Here is an 18,073-nt window from a genome sequence, read left to right on the forward strand (position 1 = left end):
CCGCCGAAGGTTTATCAGCCGCGAGCGCGCCGGGCTTGCCTCGGCGAACTGATCCAGATCGACGGCAGCGATCATCGATGGTTCGAGGAACGGGGCCGGCCTGCACGCTGCTGGTGTATGTGGACGACGCGACGAGCCGGCTGATGATGCTGCACTTCACATAGACCGAATCGACCTTCAACTACTTACGCGCCCTCCTTCATCGCCGCCTAAAACGCGCGCTTCGCGAAATCGCCGAAGCGCGACCTCGATACGCATCGGCCGCTACACCCGCGCGGCCGACGACGCTCTTTTCTCTCCTCCAACGAAGCCAGACAATCGCGTTGCCTTGCATGGTCTGGATTGCTCTCCGAACGCCCGAAATGGCGCGTGATGTACCGATCTCCTTCCCCCGATACCGATCGCCCTTCACCCTGCGATGCACGTCGAAAATGGAACCCAGCCACGTTTTCGCACACGAGAGTTTCGATCTAAAACAAATCTATTGTGATAAGAAAAGTTATCCAGATAGATGCATGAATTTCCGAATCATGCTTTCCGGATCAACACGTCCTGCGTTACACGGCTGCATCGATCGACGCCCAGCATCGCCATGTTCCGGTCCACTTCGTCGCGCAACAGGCCGATCGCGTGCAGCACGCCCGCTTCCCCGGCCACCGCCGCCGCATAATTGAACGGCCGCCCGACGAACACCATCCGTGCGCCCATGGCGACCGCCTTCAGCACGTCCGATCCGCGCCGAAAGCCGCTGTCGATCATCACCGGATAATCGGCGCCGAGCGCGCGAACCACGTCGGGCAGGATTCGCATCGGCGACACCGCGCCGTCCAGCTGGCGGCCGCCATGGTTGGACAGGATGATCCCGTCCGCACCCGCGTCGCGCGCGATGACGGCGTCTTCCACACTGAGGATGCCCTTGATCACCAGCTCGCCCTTCCACGCCTGCCGGATCCGCGCGAGATGCCCCCAATCGAGATGGTCGCGCGCGGAGAAATCCCGCAGCACCGACGACGACACAATCGGTGCACCGCGTGTCGCAAAGGAATTTTCGAAATGCGGCATGCCATGCGCGAGAAGCGTCCGCGCGAAGGTGCCCGCGAGCCAGCGCGGGCGCGTGATGCCGTCCCAGAACAACCGCGGGCCGGGGCGCAGCGGCGTGCTGAAACCGGTGCGCACGTTGTTCTCGCGATTGGCGGACACGGGGATGTCGACCGTAATCACGAGCGTCCGGTAGCCGGCGCGCGCGACACGTTCGAGCAAGGCGGTGATGCGCTCGGCATCGCCGGGCAGGTACGCCTGGAACCACGTGCCCGGCGCGGCGGCGGCCACCTCCTCCAGCGGGATGAGCGACGAGCCGCTCATGATCGACGCGATGCCCGCGCGCTGCGCGGCGCGCGCAAGCACGATATCGCCGCGATAGGCCGACAGCGCATGGATACCCATCGGCGCGATGCCGAACGGCGACGCATAGCGCCGTCCGAACAGCTCGACCGCCTGCTGCCGTTGCGACACGTTGCGCAGCACGCGCGTGGCAAACCCGTACTCGTCGAACACGGCACGGTTGTCGTCGCGCGTGCGGTTGTCTTCCGCCGCGCCGCTGACATAGCCGAAGATCGGGCGCGGCAGCACGCGGCGTGCCGCGGCCTCGAAATCGTGAAGACTCAGCATGTTGCGCAGCACGCGCGGCGGACGCGTATCGGCCTGCGGGCGGCTTGCTGCGGAAAGGGAGGATGCGGACGGGGTCATTTCAGCGGCCTGTTGTCGAATCGATGCGGGAATTTTAGGTCCGCGCGAGGTTCATAAAAAGCGATAATCTTCCAATGAATTTGTTCGATAAAAGCGAAAGACAATGGCGACCCCGACTCTCAAGCAACTCGATGCGTTCTACTGGGCTGCGACGTGCGCCAACTTCTCGACCGCGGCGCAACGGCTGCATCTGTCGGTGTCGTCGTTGTCCAAGCGCATCAACGAACTGGAACAGGTCGTCGAGCGCACGCTGTTCGACCGGAGCGGCCATCGGGCCGTGCTGACCGACGACGGCGAGGCGCTGTTGCCGGCCGTGGTGCGCGTGCTGGAATCCGTCGCGGCGCTGCAGGACTCGGTGGCACGGGACGAAGGATTGAGCGGCCGGCTGCGCTTCGGGGTCGGCGAGCTGTCGGCGTTGACGTGGCTGCCGCGTTTCGTGGCGGCCGTCCAGAAGCAGCATCCGAAGCTGGCGCTGGAGCCGTATGTCGACGTGGGGGCGGCGCTCGAAGAGAAAGTCGATGCGGGCGAACTGGACTTCGCGGTCATCGCGGGCCGCTCGTCGCGCGGCAGCGTGCTGTCGCAGCCGGTCGCGGAAGCGCGCTTCGCGTGGATGGCGGCCGACGCGCTGGTCGGCCGCGAGCGCGTGCTGACGCCGGCGCTGATCGCCCGCCACGCGCTGGTGCTGCTGCCGTCCGGTTCGGGCGTGACGCGCATTCTCGACGACTGGCTGCTGGCGTGCGGCATCAATCACGCGCGCAGGATCGCGTGCAACAACTGGAGTGCGGTGGCCGGCATGTTGCGTGAAGGCGTCGGCATTGGCTTTCTGCCGGTCGACTGGGCACGCGCGCGGCTGGGCGGCGACCTCGTGGAGCTGGCGAGCGAGCCGCCGCTGGTGCCGCTTCCGTATGCGTTCCAGTGGCGTCGCGGCGACGTGCGCGGGCTGATTCCGTCGATGTTGTCGCTGGTGCGGCAATACGCGGATTTCCGCTGACAGGTCACAGGTACCGGGCCGCCCGGCGTTATGCGCGGGCGGCCCGGTAGCGGCGTGCGATCGTCACGCTTCGTCGATTCGCGACACGCGCTTGGGATCGGGCATCCACAGGTAGCACAGCAGCGAGACGAGCACGCAGGCCGACACGTAATAGAAGAACCACGCTTCGTGTCCGATGCTCTTCATCCACAGCGCGACGTACTCGGCGGTTCCGCCGAACAGCGACACCGTGATCGCGTACGGCAATCCCACGCCCAGTGCGCGCACGCCGACCGGGAACAGTTCGGCCTTCGCCACCGCGCTGACGGACGAATACAGGCTGACGATCAGGAGTGCGACGATGATCAGCGCGAGTGCGCCGCCGGTCGTCTGAACGCCGCTGAGGGCCTGGAAGATCGGCACGGTGCAGAGCGTGCCGAGTACGCCGAACGCGATGAGCAGCGGGCGGCGGCCGATGCGATCGGACAGGCTGCCGAAGATCGGCTGCATCACGACGAACGCCAGCAGACTGAGCACGGAAACCATGGATGCGTTGGCCTTGCTCATCCCCGCGCTGTTGACGAGGAATTTCTGCATGTACGTGGTGTACGCATAAAACGCGACGGTGCCGCCGAGCGTCAGGCCGGCCACGATCAGGCATTCGCGCTTGTGGCGAAACAGGTCCGCGATCGATGCGTGGCGACGCTTGCTCCGGCGATGCTGCTCGAACGACGCCGTTTCCTCCATGTTGCTGCGCAGGAAGATCGCGCTGCAGGCGAGCAGCGATCCAAGCAGGAACGGGATGCGCCAACCCCAGCTTTCGAGTTGCGCGGTGGTCAGGAAAAACTGCTGCAGCACCACCAGGACGCCCATCGCGAGCAACTGGCCGAGCGACAAGGTCGCGAACAGGAAGCTCGAATAGAAGCCGCGGCTGGACGGGTCGGCCATTTCGCTCAGGTACGTTGCCGAACTGGCGTATTCGCCGCCGAGGCTTAACCCTTGCAGCAGGCGCGCCATGACCAGCAGCACGGGCGCGGCGATGCCGATGGTCGCGTAGCCGGGCGTCAGGCCGATGATCAGCGAGCCGGCGCACATCGCCAGCACCGAGACGAGCAGCGCGGCCTTGCGCCCCTTGCGATCCGCGTACATGCCGACGAGCCAGCCGCCGATCGGACGCATGATGAAGCCGACGGCAAAGATGGCCGCCGTATTCAGCAACTGCACGGTCAGGTTGCCGTTCGGAAAGAATGCCTTCGCGAAGTACAGCGAAAACGCCGAATAGACGTACCAGTCGTAATACTCGATGAGGTTGCCTACCGATCCGCTGAAGATGGATCGCAGGTTCGCGAGGGTTCCGGTCCGCCGGGAATCCGTGGCGGTTGCAACAGGGCTGACGCGCGACACGTGAGGTCTCCGTTTCGATTGTGCTCGTTGTCCGGGCAAGCGCGGGCCGTGGGCGCCCCGCCTTGCGATCGGGTGCGGCAAGGTTAGAAGAGACGGTGCTTTGTAGAAAGCGAAATAATGACAATGAGTTTGTTCGCTTTATGGAAAGGCCAAGTGAGTGAATCGCCCTTCTCCACCGCTTGCCCGGAACCGGTCATCTTTCCGCGATTCCCTATTATCAGGGTTCGATCGTCGAAAAGCCTTGTCGGAAAAGGCGCTGTGCGTTTCAGATACGTTGAAATACAAAATATCGCATGCGATTTAATCGAATGCGCTTGACGTGCGGAGGCGCATCGACCAAACTGAATCGCATGCGATCAAATCGCATCTGAGGCAAACCTTCGAACCTGACGGAGTGAACGATGAGCAAGATCGAAAAAGTGCTGTACACGGGCAAGACGCATACGACTTCCGGCGGCCGCGACGGCGCCGCACGCAGTTCCGACGGCCGCCTCGACATTCAGTTGTCGTCGCCGGGCAGCGCGGGCACCGGCACCAACCCGGAACAACTGTTCGCCGCCGGCTGGTCGGCCTGCTTCATCGGCGCGATGCAGCTTGCGGCGCGCGCGGCGAAGGTGACGCTGCCGGCCGATCTCGCGGTCGATGCCGAAGTGGACCTCGGCACGGGCGGCAACGCGTACTTCCTGCAGGCGCGCCTGAACGTGAGCGCGCCGGGGCTCGACCGTGACGTCGTGCAGCACATCGTCGATACCGCGCATCAGACCTGCCCGTATTCGAAGGCGACGCGCGGCAACATCGACGTCGAGATCCGCATCGCCTGAACGCATCATCGGGCGGAGCGCCGCCCTCGCACCTGTCCTTCCATTTTCTTGTCGAGGTAAATGATGAAAACCCAACTGATCGCTGCCCTGCTCGTCGCCGTGTCCGCTGCCGTGGCTGCGCCGGCCTTTGCCAATGAATCCGGCGTGACGCGTGCACAAGTGCGCGCCGAACTCGTGCAGCTCGAGGCGGCCGGTTATGCGCCGGGCCGTGCGAACGATCCGCACTATCCGAACGACCTGCAGGCCGCGCTGGCCCGTATCCATGTCCATGCAAACGACGCCGTGACGGCCGATACGGCGACGTCCGGCTACGGCAGCGACACTGCCGCCGTCACGCAATCGGGCAGCCGTGCGCCGACACGCGTTGCCGAGCGCTCGATCTACTTCGGTCATTGAACGAAACCGCGAGCGGCGCCGGTTGCCGGCGTACCGCACGCAGCCCCGGAATCCTTTTTTCTGTATGAGGTGAATGATGAAGACCCGACTGATTGCAGCCCTGCTCGTCGCCGTATCGGCCAGCGTGACCGCGCCGGCATTCGCAAACGAAAGCACCGTGACGCGTGCGCAGGTGCATGCGGAGCTGGCCGCGCTCCAGAAGGCCGGCTATCTGCCGAACCGCCCGAACGATCCGAACTATCCGGACAACCTGCAGGCAGCGCTGAAGCGGATTCGCGACACCGATGCGACGGTGGCCGGCACGCAGGCATCCGGCTACGGCCGCAACGCCGACAGCGCAACGCAATCCGGCAGTCACGTCACGATCCGCACGGCCGAGCGCTCGATCTACTTCGGACATTGAGCGTCACGCCGAAATCGTCGGCATCGTCCATCAAATAAAGCGCATGCGATGTAATCGCGTGCGCTTTTTGTCGGTGTGCTGCCGGCGCGGACGATCCCGTCTATGCTGTGCGACGGACAGCCTTTACTCGAGGAACCGGCGATGCTGGAAGCAACGACAGGACCTGCGGCAGACACGCAGCACCCGCTCGACAACGCGGTATGGAACGCACTCGCCGGCGAGCAGCGCCGTTTCGCGCTGGGTGACGATCGCGCGTTGCGGTTTCCCCCGACGGTCGCGCCGTTTGCCGGCATGGCCGAGCGCAGCGCGGCCGCCTTCGACGCATTGCGTGGCTTGATCGACGAACACGGGCCTGCGGCGCTCGTCACGCCGGACGAAATCCCGACGCCGGCCGGCTTTTCCGTGGTCTGGCGCGCGGTGCTGCATCAGATGGTCTGGCAGGGAACGCTCGATGACGCGCATCCTTTCGAGCATGTCCCGCTGACCGAAGCCGACGTGCCGGAGATGCTCGAACTGATCGCGATGACGGAGCCGGGCCCGTTCGGCCCGCGCACGATCGAATTCGGCGGCTATATCGGTGTTCGCAGGGCGGGCAGGCTCGTGGCGATGAGCGGTCAGCGGCTGAGGGCCGGCGGGCATGTGGAGATCAGCGCCGTGTGCGTGGACCCCGCGTTCCGCGGCCAGGGGCTCGCGGCGGGACTGATTCGATCGTTGATCGCAACCTGTCGCGCACGCGGGGAAACGCCGTTTCTGCACGTGCTCGCGTCGAATCGCGTCGCGATCGAGCGCTATCTGGCGCTCGGCTTCGTCACGCGCCGCGACATGCATTTGCTGGTGCTCGGAAGCGCGGCAACCGCGGTGAGCGAGCCGGAGAAGCGGCCGTAACCGATGTGGCACGTCGGCCGCTGACGGCCTGACCGGCGCGGAAAATCGCGGAGACGGCAATGACCGGCGAAAGCCGTTTCGCCGGCCGGATATCGAATCGGCGTCGAGTCGCCTGGCCGCTTACTCGTTGACCGAGTCGATCAGATTGCCGCGCAGCGTGACGATCGCCTTCTGCATCTTCGCGAATTCGTCGGGTTTCAGGCCGGTCGCTTCGATCAGGTTCATCTCGAGCCCTTTCTCGCGCACGCGGCGGCCGCTTTTCGTCAGGCTCACGAGCACCTGGCGCTCGTCCGACGGATCGCGATGCCGCTCCAGATAGCCCATTGCCTCGAGCTTCTTCAGGATCGGCGTCAGCGTGTTCGATTCGAGGAACAGCTTTTCGCCGAGTTGCCCGACCGTCTGATTGCCCGCTTCCCACAACGCAATGAGGGTGATGTATTGCGTGTACGTGAGGCCGAGCTCTTCGAGGATCGGTTTGTACGCCTTGCCGAACGCAAGGTTCGTCGAATAGATCGCAAAACACAGAAACTCGGACAGCTTCGGCGTGGCAGGCGATTGTGCTTCGGTCGGTTTCATGAACGTCCTCCATCGACGCGCGATCGGTCGCAGATGAACGCATTATATATCGCGTGCGATCTTATCGGAAGCATGATTATCGTTTCCGATCAAGAGGATGTGTGAGCCCTGGACGCCCGTTCGGGGTCAGCGGCGCGCGCCGCTCCGCTGCCGGCTCACCGACAGCAGCGAGCACTGCACCGGATGCGCGATTTCGGTCGCAAGGCCGCCCGCGGCAAACAGCAGGATCATCAGCCAGCGCTTCATGCGTCCTCCACGATGGAAAGACTCGCGCCGTCGGCGACCGACGCGTCGAGCGCATACGGATCGACACCGTCGAGGCAGCCGAGATTGACGCGCCAGCAGCCGGGGTCCTTGCGCGTCTGGTGGAACGGATAGACGCCGCAGCGGCTGCAGAAATAGTGACGGGCGGTGCGCGTGTTGAAGCGGTAGAGCGTGAGCGCGCCCTCGCCTGCGACGATTTTCAGGTCGCGCGCGGGGAACATCGGGCTCATCAGCGCACCGCGGCGGCGGCAGAGGCTGCAGTTGCAGCGAGCCGCCGGCGCAAGCGCGGTAAGGACTTCGAATCGGACGGTCCCGCAATGGCAGGACCCGTTGAACCACGTGGCAGACATGATGCGCTCCTCGAGAGGTCATGCCTGCGTTATAGCGGATGCGTGTCGATGCGTTGTATCGCGCTGTATCCGCACGGCGCGCAGATACAGCGCGTTGCAATTTTGCGGCGCCGGATGCGTGTGGCCGCGTATATCGGGAAATCAGTCCAGCGCGTGCTGCAGCCGCGCGATGGCCGCGCGCGTTTCGCGCTCGAGCGTCGCGAACAGTTCCGCGGCCGGCAGCGACCGGACGAGCGGCGCGGCCTGCCCGGCCCATTGCGCGCCGTAGCCGAACTCGCCTTTCGCCTTCGCGGCCGCATGCAGCGCCTTGCCCGCGTCGTAGGCGATCGGATAGGCCGGCGTGGCGGGTGCATGCGGATCGTCACCGAGCGCGGTCAGCCGGTTCGCGATGCCGCGCGCGATGCGGCCGGAAATCGCGCTCGTGAACGTCGTGCGCCATGCGGCCTCGCCGAGGATCGCGCGACGATAGCCGTCGTCGATCGACGTCTCCGGGCAGGCGACGAAGGCCGTGCCGAGCTGCGCGGCCTGCGCGCCGAGCGCGAGCGCGGCGGCCACGCCGTCGCCGTCCATGATGCCGCCTGCCGCGATCACCGGCAGCGCGCATTCGCGCACGATCAGGCGTGTCAGCGCGAACGTGCCGAGCCGGTCGTCGCGAGCCGTCGAGTCGAACACGCCGCGGTGCCCGCCGGCCTCGATGCCCTGCGCGACGATCGCATCGATGCCGGCCGCGGCAATCTGCCGGGCTTCGTCGAGATTCGTCGCGGCCGCGAACAGCGTGATGCCCGCGCGCTTCAACGTGGCGATCGCCTCGTCGGACGGCAACCCGAAATGGAAGCTGACGACGGCGGGTTTTTCATCGAGCAGCATCGCGAGCATCGCGTCGTCCGCGACGAAGCTCGTGTAGATCTCCGACAGCGACGCGGGCGGCGTCGCGCCCTGTTCGCGAAACGCCGGCGCGAGCCACTCGAGCCACGCGCGTTCGACGGCGGCGTCGGCGACGGCCGGCTGGTGGCAGAACAGGTTGACGTTGAACGGCCGGCCGGTGAGCGCGCGCGTGTCGCGGATCATCTTGCGCGCACCGTCGGCGTTCGTCGCACCGACGCCCAGCGAGCCGAGGCCGCCCGCGTTCGACACGGCCGCCGCCAGCGCCGGCGTGCTGACGCCGGCCATCGGCGCCTGGATGATCGGGACGCGGATGCCGAGCGCGCGCAACAGGGTCCGGTTGTCGGTCGGGGGATTCATCGTCGGTTGTCTCCTGCAATGTCCGGAATTGGAATGCCCCGCCGCATGCGGACGAAGCTGCCGGGTCGGGGTCGGCATACTGCGCATTTCAGCGGTTTCGCGCAGGGCCGGTGATGCGAAAAGCGGTTTCGAGCGTGTCAGGGCAGCCGTGCGATGATGCTAGTCCAAACGTGCGGCCAAGGCGTGATATACCGTCGGTTTGTCGCGGCGCTGCAACCGAGGCGCCCCGCAACTGCGTCCATGCTACGCCACTACCCAGCCCGCCGGCCCGTTATCGGGCAACGCGGCCGCGCACGCGGTAAACAAACGTCGCGCAGATCGCGAGCAGCGCGGCCGTCACGAAGAACACCGAGTGCAGGCCGAGCGCGACGCCGATCTGGCCGCCGATTACCGGTCCGATTACCTGTCCGCTGAACTGCGCGGATTGTAGATAGCCGAGCATCTGCCCCGTCGCGTGCTCGTCGACGGATTGCCGGACCAGCTTGCCGATCGACGGCAGCAGCCCCGCGAGCGTCATTCCCATCAGCCCGCGCAGCGCGGCGAGCTGCCACCACTGTGTGACGAACGCCTGCGGCACCATCGCAAGCGCGGTCAGCAGCAGGCAGCAGACGATCACGTTCCAACTGCCGATCCGATCGGCGAGCGCGCCGAGCCTGGCGGCGGTCAGCATGCTGCCGAGCGCCGAACATGCCATCACGACGCCCGCAACGCGCGCGAGATGATCGGTGCCGACGCCGAGCCCGCCGATATAGACCGTGATGATGGGCTCGATCGACATGTTTGCGAGCAACACCATCATCGCCGTCACGAGCAGTGCCGCGAGCGCCGCGGAATCCGTACGCCGCGGCGCGCCTGGCGTATTCGTTCGAGTGCGCGTCTTCGCGTCGATTTCCGGGCGAAAGTCCTCTTTCACGATGACGATCGTCAGCAGCGCGGCGACAGCGATCATGGCGCCTCCCGCGAAGAATGTGCCGCGAATGCCGAGCCAGCCCGGCAGCAATCCGCCGACGAGCGGGCCGACGAGGTTGCCCGCGAGCGCGCCTGTCGACAGGATGCCGAGCGCCCAGCCCGCGCGCTCGCGCGGCGCCTGGGTGCCGACCATCACGGTCGATGCCGATGCATAGCCGCCGACGAGCCCGGCGATGAGCCGCAGCGCGACGAGTTGATGGACGGTATGCGCGACGCCGATCAGCGACATCACGACGGCCATCCCGATCGCCGCGCGCACGAGCATCGGTTTGCGGCCAAAACGGTCCGCGAGACGGCCCCATAACGGCGCCGTGACCGCAGTGCCAAGAAAGGTGGCGCTGAACGCGACGCCCGACCACCGGATCACGTCCGACTGCGTGTCGACACCGAGTTGCCGCACGTACAGCGGGAGGAACGGCAGCAACATGCTCAGGCTCACGAGCGTCGTGAACGAACCGAACACGCACACGGCCAGATTGCGCCGCCAATAGCGCTCATGGCGTTCGGTATAGCTAGTCGTGGGCCGCTCGGGGCGTGCCGCGGCCGGGGCCTGGGCGGTCGTGCTCATCGCGTCCTCGCCGTGGCGACCAGGTCGACCGCGAATGCCAGCGCCAGCGCGACGGCGCCGACGGTAAACAGGGTTTCGTAATGGCCACCGCCCGATGCGAACAGGAACGACAGGCCGTAGGCGGCCACCGCCTGCATGATCGCGAAGCTGGTCGTCGCGCTGCGCCATGCGCTCTTCGCGACCGACGGATGATGTGCAAGCAGTTCGTTCACGCGTCCAAGCGCGAGCGGCACGATACCCGGCGTGAACGCACCGACCAGCACGCTCGACACGATCAGCGCAGCCGGGCCCATGCCGAGCCCCGGCAGCACGACGGCGACGGCCTCGATCGCGAACGCGATACGCAGCGCGCGGCCGAAGCCGGCGCGATCGGCCAGGTGCCCGCACGCGAGCGGCCCGACGGTCGCGCCGAGACCGTACAGCACCCAGTACTGCGCGCCCGCGTCGACGCCTCTGCCGAGCCCGCGCGCGACATAGTCGACGAGAAAGATCATGTGCGGAACGAGTCCCACCGCGTTTAGCCCGTATTCGACGTACAGCGCGCGCAGGCTGCCGGTCGGCACGTCGCGTCCGTGCGCGGCATGCGACGGGACGGCCGCCGTGGGGGGCACATCGTTCGCGGGCCAGCCGTGCCATGTGGCGGCGGTCAGCAGCAGCGACACGATCGCGAGCCCGAGCCACGTCTCGGTGAGGCCCTGCCGCAGCAGGATCGGTACGATCGTGCCCGATGCCGCGATACCGAGACCGATTCCGGTGAAGATGCCGCCGCTCGCGAACCCGCGCCGTGCCGGCGGCACGTGCGTGAGGATCGCCGGCGCGGCGAGCACCATCAGTGCGCCGCCCGACAGGCCGGACGCGAAACGCCAGACGAAGAACCACAGGAACGACACGGGCGCCGCGCACGCGACGAATGCGAGCGTCGCGAGCAGCATCATCGCGCGCAGCACGGACGTCGAGCCGGCGCGGCGCGCCAGTGTGCCGGCAACGAGTGCCCCGGCCAGATAGCCGCCGAGGTTGGCTGCGCCGAGATATGCGGCGCTCGACTCGGGAAACCAGTGCGCGCCGATGATCGCCGGTAGCAGCGGCGTGTACGCAAACCGTGCCAGGCCGATGCCGATCAGGCTCGCGCTGGCGCCGGACACCGTGCCGCGCCACACGTTGAACGCCGGCGCATGCGGCCGGTCGAGATGCGCTTTTTGCAAGTGGACCTCCATTCACGGGACGGGCGTCCGTACGCCCGTCGGTTGAAGGGAGTCTAGATTGAACCGAAGATCGGGTGAATCCATGAAATGCGGAAGCCATTCTTCCGAATTTCGGTTCAATCTCCGTCGGTCATGGCGGCTAGTTGCGCGAAATGTTCGCGCAGCCGGGGTGTGGCGAAATCGACGAACGTCCGTACCTTCGGGACCGTCAGCCGTCCGTATGGCGTGACCAGATGGATCGGCAGCGGCGCGTGCTCGCTGTCGCGCAGCACGATCCGTAACGCGCCGTCCCGGACCTGCTCGGCGACGTGATACGAGAAGAGCCGCGTGACGCCGTGGCCGGCGAGCGCCGACGCGACGGCGCCGCGGATCGTGTTGACGATGAAGCGCGGCGTGAACTGGACGACCTGCGGAAGCGCCGACCGTCCCGATGGCGGGAAGCTCCACGAATCGAGCCCGAAATGCGTCATCGAGATGATCCGCTGTTGCGCGAGATCGGCGGGAACGGCGATCGGCGGATGCGATGCCAGATAGTCGGGCGCGGCAACGACGACCCGTCGTACCGCGCCGACCGGAATCGCGACGAGCGTCGAATCGGTCAGGTGCGCGATGCGCAGCGCGACGTCGATCCCCTCGTCGATCAGGCTGACGGGGCGGTCGAGCAGTTGCAGCCGAATCGACACGGCAGGATGGCGATCGATGAATTCGTCGAGAAGCGCACGCAGCACGCCTTCGCCCGCGGCGACCGGCGCGGTGACCGTCAAGAGCCCGCGCGGTGCCGAGTGCTCGTCGGCAATCAGCATGTCGGCTTCCTCGAGATCCCCGAGAATGCGGCGGCATGCCGCCGCATAGCGCTCACCGGCTTCGCTCAGGCGGATCGTGCGCGTGGTGCGATACAGCAACGCAGTGCCGGTATGCGCTTCGAGAAAGGCAATCGCACGGCTGACTGCCGCCGGCGAGCGGCCGAGTCGGCGGCTCGCGCCCGCGAGACTGCCCTCGTCCAGCGTGGCGACGAATACCTTCATCGCATCGATTCGGTCCATGGCGTATGAGTGAGCGCAGATGTGGGGGTGTTCGGCGGCGGGAAGGCCAGCGCGCAGTCTACCGTACGCGCGCCGTATCTCCCGACCGGCTCCGTCGGGCCGCTTCATGAAATACTCTTTATCCACGCTTTCTTCCGGAATTGCCGCGATGCGCGAAATGCCTGCCGTGCCCTCGGCCTTTTTCACCGTCACGCGTCGCGCGCTGGCGTGCGTCGCGGCGTTGCTGTTCGCCGTGCCCGAATTTGCCGGTTCGACCCCGGACTCGCCTGCCGGGCCGTCGTCGCCTGACGGCCGCACGACACAACACATCCTGTTCGTCGGCGACAGCCTCACGCACGGCCGCTACACGCCCGTGCGTTCGTACGGCGCGATGCGTACCGGCAGCCAGGCGGCCGATGGCGACGCGTCGGTCGTCGACGAAAACGACGGGCAAACCGGCGTGCGCGCGGAACGCGAACCGGGCCCGTGGGGCGGCATTCCGGGCATCGTCGCGCGTTTCGCGCTCGAAGCCGGGCTCGACTATGACGTCCATCTCGAGGCGATGTCGGCGACGAGCCTCGCGAAACACGACCGCGTCGCATCGGACGTGATCGATCGCCCCGTCTGGGATGCGGTCGTGCTGCAGGAACTGAGCGCGAAGCCGCTGCCGTTCGCGCTCACGCACAGCCGCGCCAGCGATCCGGCCGGCTTCTGCGCCAGCGTCGCGAAGCTGGCGCGCGGCATTCGGGCGGCCGCACCGCAGGCACGCGTCTATCTGTACGAAACCTGGCCGCGCGCCGATCTCGCGAAAGCGCTCGCCGGTGCGCCGGACAGCGACGGTTTTCACGCGCGCTACGTCGAGCGTCTCGCCGAGCTCGTCGCCGCGTATCGCGATGCGTACGAAGGCGCGCGCCGGACCGACCCGTCGATCGTCGCCGTCGCACCGGTCGGGCGCGCGTGGCAGCGTGCGTGGGCGACGGGGGTCGTCGCCGCCGATCCGTATGCGCCGTCCGGCGCGCCGCTGCTGTGGTACGGCATCCGCGCGCAGAACGACCCGCCGATCTCGCGGCCCGACTATCTGCATCCGGGCGTGCTCGGCGCGTATCTGAGCGCGCTCGTGCTGTTCCAGCAGATCAGCGGCGTCGACGTCCGCACGTTCGGGGCGCGCGAGCAGGCGGCCGCGCAGCTCGGCATCGCGCCGGACATGGCGGCAAGCCTGCAGGCCGTCGCGTCGGATACGGTGCGGCATGAGCAGGCGGACGCAAATGCGGCGGCCGAACACGCCGATCCGTGCGCATTGCCGTGAACCCGGACGGCGCACGCCAGTCGTTGAGCTGACGAGCTGACGAGCTGACGAGCTGACGAGCTGACGAGCTGACGAGCTGACGAGCTGACGAGCTGACGAGCTGACGAATGCGCGAGGTGCGCCGCGCCGGTGCATTCAACCGTGCGCGGATGTGCAATGGCGCCGCGCGCAGTCATGACTCGCCGCAGCCGTTCGGCTTCAACGCCCCATGGTTTTCCCTGCCCCGGCGCTCGCCCGCTGGCCGGGCCCGCATCCGACGCCCGCCCGGCGGGCGTTTCGCAGCCTTTCTGCGCAGGAAAGGATGCTTGAGGCATCCGCAATTATCGCGCCGCGCGAATTCGCCGACCATGTTTCGGACGATCGGCGCCGCCCGCGCATCCGGCCTTTGACGGGCCGCGCGCGCCCCGCCGTCGCGTCGCGCGACCGGGCCCGTGATGCCGGCCGCGAACGGCCGGGCGCTGCGCCACGGCATATCGATAATCAGGAGACACGATGAACAGCCAATCCCTCGACCTCGGCGGCAATGCGGGCGGACCCGCGTCCGCAAGACCGTCCGCGGCCCGGGCCGGCGCCGATGCGGCGCCCCTTCCCGCCCGCAGCGTCACGCTCGGCGAATTCATGGACGACTTGCCGGTCGGCGCCTTGCACCGGTTCGTCGTGTGGGTGATCGGCATCGGGCTGTTCTTCGACATGTACGAGATCTTCCTCGTCAGCACGATCGGCACCGCGTTGCAGCACGAATACGGACTGAGCCGGCAAAGCGCCGATTTCAAGCTGCTGCTCGCGTCCGCGTTCATCGGGATGTTCGTCGGCGCGGTCTGCCTGGGCAGCCTCGCCGACCGCATTGGCCGCCGCAAGGCGTTCCTGATGACGCTCGTCTGGTACAGCGCGTTCTCGCTGGTCGGCGCATTCTCGGTGAATGCCGACATGCTGGTCGCATGCCGGTTCCTGACGGGCATCGGCGTCGGCGCGATCTATCCGGTCGCCGACAGCTTCCTGTCGGAAATCCTGCCGAAAGAAAAACGCGGGCGACTCGCCGCGTGGGCCTATACGACTTCCTACGTCGCGGTGCCGCTGGTCGGCTTCCTCGCGCTGTGGCTCAATCCGCTGCATATCGCGGGCGTGGCCGGCTGGCGCATCATCCTCGCGATCGGCAGCCTCGGCGCCGTGTACGTGCTGCTGATCCAGCACCGGTTGCCGGAAAGCCCGCGCTGGCTGCTCGCGCAAGGTCGCACGGCGGAAGCGCATGCCGCGGCGCGGCGCTTCGCGCAAAGCGCCGGCGTACGCGCACCCGAGCAGTTCGCCGAATCGGCCGAACCGCAGCGGCCGCTGCGCATCGGCGAGCGCATTGCGCTGCTGCGCCGTCAGCCGTACGGCAAGCGCTACCTGATGCTCGCGGTGTTCCATCTGTTCCAGGGCTTCGGCTATTACGGGTTCGGCACGCTCGCGGGCACGGTCGTCAAGAGCCGCGGCTTCGACGTGACGGACAGCACGCTGTTCATCGCACTGTCGTTCATCGGTTATCCGATCGGTTCGCTGCTGTCGATTCCGCTGCTGAACTGGATCGAGCGCCGCACGCTCGTGATCGTGTCGATCCTGGCGATCGCCGCATTCGGGCTGGGCTTCGCGTATTCGGGCAATACGGCGCTGATCGTCTGCTTCGGTTTCCTGACGACCTGCGCGTCGAACGTGTTCAGCAACGCGTATCACGTGTACCAGGCCGAGATCTTCCCGGCGCGCGTGCGCTCGACGGCGATCGGCAGCACGTATGCGCTGTCGCGCATCGTCAGCGGCGCGCTGCCGTTCATGCTGCTGCCGGTGCTCGCCGATTACGGCGCGGGCGCGATGTTCGGCGTGATCTCGGTCGCGCTCGGCATCGTTGCCGTCACGCTGCGCGTGTTCGGGCCGCTGACCACGCGGCGCAGCCAGGACGACATCAACCCGGTGTAATGCCCGCTGGAATGCGACAACCGCGCGGGGCGTGCCGATGCATGCCCCGCGCGTCGCGTTTGCGGCGCGCTCAGCGCGCCGACATGAAATCGAACAGCTTCGCGATGTCGGTGGTCAGCACGGTGCCGGCCTTCACGCCGACCCACAGCGTGCGTGTCGCCCACGCATCGTCGAGCTTCACGACCCCAAGCCGCGCTGCGCGCTCATGCGTCACCGCATCGCGCGGCAGCACGCCGATGCCGAGCCCAGCCTCGATCATCCGGCTCACGCCGTCGAAATTCGATACCTGGATGCGCAGCTTCAGCGAGCGCTCGGCCGCGAACGCGGCGTCGGTCATCCGCGTGAGCAGCGAACTGCCGTCGCTCAGGCCGACGTAGTCTTCATCGAGCGTATCCGCGAAGCGGATGCTGTCGTGTGCCGCGAAGCGATGCCCGCGCGGCACGAGCAGCACGAGTTCGTCGCGCCGGTACAGCCGGCGTTCGATGCCCGGCGCCGGCACGTTGTCGGCGAACACGCCGAGATCGGCCTTGCCGGACGCGAGCGCGTCGACGATCTCGTGGCTCAGCCGCTCTTCGAGACTGACCTTGATACCCGGGTTGCCGGTGAGGAACGCGGCGAGATCGGCCGGCAGGAACTGGACGATGGCCGACGTGTTGGTCCACACGTGGATGTGGCCGCGCACGCCGGCGACGTAGTCGCTCATCTCGTGCGCCATCCGGTTGACCTGCTCGATCACCTTCGCCGCATGGTCGAGCAGCGCGCGGCCCGCGGGCGTCAGCTCGACGCCGCGCGCATGCCGGACGAACAGCGCACTGCCCGTCACGCTCTCGAGTTCCGCAATGCGCTTGCTGACCGCGGACAGCGTGAGCTGCCCATGTTCGGCCGCTTTGGTCAGGCTGCCGTGCTCGGCGACGAGCGCGAACACGCGCAGGGACTGCAGATCGAAATGAAGCGGGTTCACCATGTCGTGGGTCCTGGGGGAAAGCCGTGCGGCGCGCGCGGCCAGTGCCGGAGCGGCCTGATGCCGATCATACGCGCGGCCGGGCGGCCGCGAAACGGCCCGGTCAGCGCGACGTCAGCGCCTGCCATGCCGCGAGCATCGCGCCGTCCGGTTTCGCGAGATCGTCGAGCACCGAGAAATGCCGCATGCCGGGCAACCATGCGCGCGCAACGTGTTCGCCGGCTGCTTCGCATGCGTCGGCGTATTCGTGCGCTTGCCGCACGAGCTCGGGCAGCTCGGCCGCGCCGACCGCGACGACGGTCGGCGCACCGGGCCCGACGTGGTGCAGCGGGCTGTACGCGGCGATCTCGTGCGCGGTGAGTGTCAGCTTGTCGCCGAGCACGCACAGCGAGATCGGTTCGAGATCGACGAGCGGGCTGATCGCGAGCGCCGACACGACGGCCGGATGCGCGCGATGCACGGCCGTCAGGTGGCCGCCCGCCGAGTGTCCGCTCAGGTGGAGCGGCCTGCCGGCGGTGCCGATGCCGTCCGGATCGGCCGCGAGATGATCGAGCAACGCGCCGATCTCGGCGACGATGCCGGTCATCGATGCGGCCGGCGCGAGCGTGTATTCGGCGAGCACGACGTCGAAGCCGCGTGCGAGCGGACCGGCCGCGGCGTACGCGAAATCCTCTTTCGCGCAGTGTTGCCAGTAGCCGCCGTGAATGAACACGAACAGCGGCGCGTCGGGCCGGCCGCAGCGCAGCCAGTCGAAGCGCTGCGCGGGGCGCGGGCCGTAACGCAGGTCGCGGCTGCCGGGCGTCGCGTCGTACAGCGCCGCGCTGCGTGCCTGGCAGGACGCGAGCACCGCCGGGAAATCGGGAATGGCCTTCGTGTTCAGGTAGGCGGCGTCGAGTGCCGCGCGGTCCATGCCGCGATAGAGGATCGTCATTCGGGAAGCACCTGGTCGGATTGCGGATGCGCGGGCCCCGCGCGGCGCCCGCCGCGAGGGCGGCGGACGGGCCGGCGCCGTCGTTCCATTATCCGCAGCGCGGGCGG

17 protein-coding genes and 1 pseudogene are annotated in these 18,073 nt (G+C 67.2%); 8 read left to right on the top strand and 10 right to left on the bottom strand.

The window, feature by feature from the left end; translation table 11 throughout:
* Positions 1–161: pseudogene (locus BME24068_RS09870) on the top strand (ISNCY family transposase); the annotation flags it as partial.
* A 367-nt stretch (positions 162–528) separates the two neighbouring features.
* Here the strand turns inward: BME24068_RS09870 and BME24068_RS09875 are convergent.
* Positions 529–1,746, bottom strand: coding sequence for an alpha-hydroxy acid oxidase (locus tag BME24068_RS09875; RefSeq protein WP_174925949.1), 1,218 nt, complete (start codon positions 1,744–1,746; stop codon positions 529–531).
* A gap of 103 nt (positions 1,747–1,849) precedes the next feature.
* On the opposite strand from BME24068_RS09875, the gene BME24068_RS09880 reads away from it, so the two are divergent.
* Positions 1,850–2,737: a LysR family transcriptional regulator gene (locus BME24068_RS09880; protein ID WP_174925950.1), complete on the top strand. Its 888-nt coding sequence runs from the start codon at positions 1,850–1,852 to the stop codon at positions 2,735–2,737.
* Between the two features lie 63 nt (positions 2,738–2,800).
* Here BME24068_RS09880 and BME24068_RS09885 read toward each other — a convergent pair whose 3' ends face one another.
* A complete protein-coding gene (locus BME24068_RS09885; protein ID WP_174925951.1) occupies positions 2,801–4,120 on the bottom strand; it encodes an MFS transporter in 1,320 nt (439 codons plus the stop codon).
* A 401-nt stretch (positions 4,121–4,521) separates the two neighbouring features.
* On the opposite strand from BME24068_RS09885, the gene BME24068_RS09890 reads away from it, so the two are divergent.
* The 4 genes from BME24068_RS09890 to BME24068_RS09905 all read left to right on the top strand — a co-directional run bounded on the left by BME24068_RS09890 (position 4,522) and on the right by BME24068_RS09905 (position 6,625).
* Entirely contained in the window at positions 4,522–4,941 is a 420-nt protein-coding gene (locus tag BME24068_RS09890) for an organic hydroperoxide resistance protein (protein ID WP_174925952.1), read from the top strand.
* 63 nt (positions 4,942–5,004) lie between these two features.
* Positions 5,005–5,337 (top strand): DUF4148 domain-containing protein, encoded by a 333-nt coding sequence (locus BME24068_RS09895; RefSeq protein ID WP_174925953.1) that lies wholly within the window; start codon positions 5,005–5,007, stop codon positions 5,335–5,337.
* A 73-nt stretch (positions 5,338–5,410) separates the two neighbouring features.
* The gene (locus tag BME24068_RS09900; protein WP_096505248.1) at positions 5,411–5,740 is read left to right on the top strand and encodes a DUF4148 domain-containing protein; all 330 of its coding nucleotides are present in this window, start codon (positions 5,411–5,413) and stop codon (positions 5,738–5,740) included.
* Between the two features lie 141 nt (positions 5,741–5,881).
* The gene (locus tag BME24068_RS09905) at positions 5,882–6,625 is read left to right on the top strand and encodes a GNAT family N-acetyltransferase (RefSeq protein WP_174925954.1); all 744 of its coding nucleotides are present in this window, start codon (positions 5,882–5,884) and stop codon (positions 6,623–6,625) included.
* Between the two features lie 120 nt (positions 6,626–6,745).
* Here BME24068_RS09905 and BME24068_RS09910 read toward each other — a convergent pair whose 3' ends face one another.
* The 6 genes from BME24068_RS09910 to BME24068_RS09935 form a co-directional block, all read right to left on the bottom strand.
* Positions 6,746–7,201 (bottom strand): MarR family winged helix-turn-helix transcriptional regulator, encoded by a 456-nt coding sequence (locus tag BME24068_RS09910; protein ID WP_174925955.1) that lies wholly within the window; start codon positions 7,199–7,201, stop codon positions 6,746–6,748.
* Between the two features lie 242 nt (positions 7,202–7,443).
* Complete coding sequence (locus BME24068_RS09915; protein ID WP_174925956.1) at positions 7,444–7,815, bottom strand: GFA family protein; 372 nt, start codon at positions 7,813–7,815, stop codon at positions 7,444–7,446.
* Between the two features lie 141 nt (positions 7,816–7,956).
* Positions 7,957–9,057: an NAD(P)H-dependent flavin oxidoreductase gene (locus tag BME24068_RS09920; protein ID WP_174925957.1), complete on the bottom strand. Its 1,101-nt coding sequence runs from the start codon at positions 9,055–9,057 to the stop codon at positions 7,957–7,959.
* Between the two features lie 271 nt (positions 9,058–9,328).
* Entirely contained in the window at positions 9,329–10,594 is a 1,266-nt protein-coding gene (locus tag BME24068_RS09925; RefSeq protein ID WP_174926077.1) for an MFS transporter, read from the bottom strand.
* Positions 10,591–11,796, bottom strand: a complete 1,206-nt coding sequence (locus BME24068_RS09930) for a YbfB/YjiJ family MFS transporter (protein WP_239008033.1) — start codon at positions 11,794–11,796, stop codon at positions 10,591–10,593. Before BME24068_RS09930 ends, BME24068_RS09925 begins: the two co-directional genes overlap by 4 nt.
* Before the next feature lie 116 nt (positions 11,797–11,912).
* Entirely contained in the window at positions 11,913–12,839 is a 927-nt protein-coding gene (locus BME24068_RS09935; RefSeq protein WP_096505262.1) for a LysR family transcriptional regulator, read from the bottom strand.
* A 157-nt stretch (positions 12,840–12,996) separates the two neighbouring features.
* Between BME24068_RS09935 and BME24068_RS09940 the strand changes: the two genes are divergently transcribed.
* Both BME24068_RS09940 and BME24068_RS09945 read left to right on the top strand, forming a co-directional pair.
* Positions 12,997–14,124: an SGNH/GDSL hydrolase family protein gene (locus BME24068_RS09940; RefSeq protein ID WP_239008032.1), complete on the top strand. Its 1,128-nt coding sequence runs from the start codon at positions 12,997–12,999 to the stop codon at positions 14,122–14,124.
* Positions 14,125–14,616: 492 nt separating this feature from the next.
* Positions 14,617–16,074: an MFS transporter gene (locus tag BME24068_RS09945; protein ID WP_174925960.1), complete on the top strand. Its 1,458-nt coding sequence runs from the start codon at positions 14,617–14,619 to the stop codon at positions 16,072–16,074.
* A 70-nt stretch (positions 16,075–16,144) separates the two neighbouring features.
* Here BME24068_RS09945 and BME24068_RS09950 read toward each other — a convergent pair whose 3' ends face one another.
* Both BME24068_RS09950 and BME24068_RS09955 read right to left on the bottom strand, forming a co-directional pair.
* The gene (locus tag BME24068_RS09950; protein ID WP_174925961.1) at positions 16,145–17,038 is read right to left on the bottom strand and encodes a LysR family transcriptional regulator; all 894 of its coding nucleotides are present in this window, start codon (positions 17,036–17,038) and stop codon (positions 16,145–16,147) included.
* A 100-nt stretch (positions 17,039–17,138) separates the two neighbouring features.
* The gene (locus BME24068_RS09955; protein WP_174925962.1) at positions 17,139–17,966 is read right to left on the bottom strand and encodes an alpha/beta hydrolase; all 828 of its coding nucleotides are present in this window, start codon (positions 17,964–17,966) and stop codon (positions 17,139–17,141) included.
* Positions 17,967–18,073: the final 107 nt, after the last annotated feature.

Source organism: Burkholderia anthina (genome assembly GCF_902498995.1).
In the GTDB taxonomy this organism is placed as follows: Bacteria; Pseudomonadota; Gammaproteobacteria; order Burkholderiales; family Burkholderiaceae; genus Burkholderia; species Burkholderia anthina.

What these genes read in the sequence shown, in the direction of transcription:
- BME24068_RS09875 (WP_174925949.1), bottom strand. Translation starts at nt 1,746, where the DNA reads ATGACCCCGTCCGCATCCTCCCTTTCCGCAGCAAGCCGCCCGCAGGCC.
- BME24068_RS09880 (WP_174925950.1), top strand. Translation starts at nt 1,850, where the DNA reads ATGGCGACCCCGACTCTCAAGCAACTCGATGCGTTCTACTGGGCTGCG.
- BME24068_RS09890 (WP_174925952.1), top strand. Translation starts at nt 4,522, where the DNA reads ATGAGCAAGATCGAAAAAGTGCTGTACACGGGCAAGACGCATACGACT.
- BME24068_RS09895 (WP_174925953.1), top strand. Translation starts at nt 5,005, where the DNA reads ATGAAAACCCAACTGATCGCTGCCCTGCTCGTCGCCGTGTCCGCTGCC.
- BME24068_RS09900 (WP_096505248.1), top strand. Translation starts at nt 5,411, where the DNA reads ATGATGAAGACCCGACTGATTGCAGCCCTGCTCGTCGCCGTATCGGCC.
- BME24068_RS09905 (WP_174925954.1), top strand. Translation starts at nt 5,882, where the DNA reads ATGCTGGAAGCAACGACAGGACCTGCGGCAGACACGCAGCACCCGCTC.
- BME24068_RS09910 (WP_174925955.1), bottom strand. Translation starts at nt 7,201, where the DNA reads ATGAAACCGACCGAAGCACAATCGCCTGCCACGCCGAAGCTGTCCGAG.
- BME24068_RS09915 (WP_174925956.1), bottom strand. Translation starts at nt 7,815, where the DNA reads ATGTCTGCCACGTGGTTCAACGGGTCCTGCCATTGCGGGACCGTCCGA.
- BME24068_RS09920 (WP_174925957.1), bottom strand. Translation starts at nt 9,057, where the DNA reads ATGAATCCCCCGACCGACAACCGGACCCTGTTGCGCGCGCTCGGCATC.
- BME24068_RS09925 (WP_174926077.1), bottom strand. Translation starts at nt 10,594, where the DNA reads ATGAGCACGACCGCCCAGGCCCCGGCCGCGGCACGCCCCGAGCGGCCC.
- BME24068_RS09935 (WP_096505262.1), bottom strand. Translation starts at nt 12,839, where the DNA reads ATGGACCGAATCGATGCGATGAAGGTATTCGTCGCCACGCTGGACGAG.
- BME24068_RS09940 (WP_239008032.1), top strand. Translation starts at nt 12,997, where the DNA reads ATGCCTGCCGTGCCCTCGGCCTTTTTCACCGTCACGCGTCGCGCGCTG.
- BME24068_RS09945 (WP_174925960.1), top strand. Translation starts at nt 14,617, where the DNA reads ATGAACAGCCAATCCCTCGACCTCGGCGGCAATGCGGGCGGACCCGCG.
- BME24068_RS09950 (WP_174925961.1), bottom strand. Translation starts at nt 17,038, where the DNA reads ATGGTGAACCCGCTTCATTTCGATCTGCAGTCCCTGCGCGTGTTCGCG.
- BME24068_RS09955 (WP_174925962.1), bottom strand. Translation starts at nt 17,966, where the DNA reads ATGACGATCCTCTATCGCGGCATGGACCGCGCGGCACTCGACGCCGCC.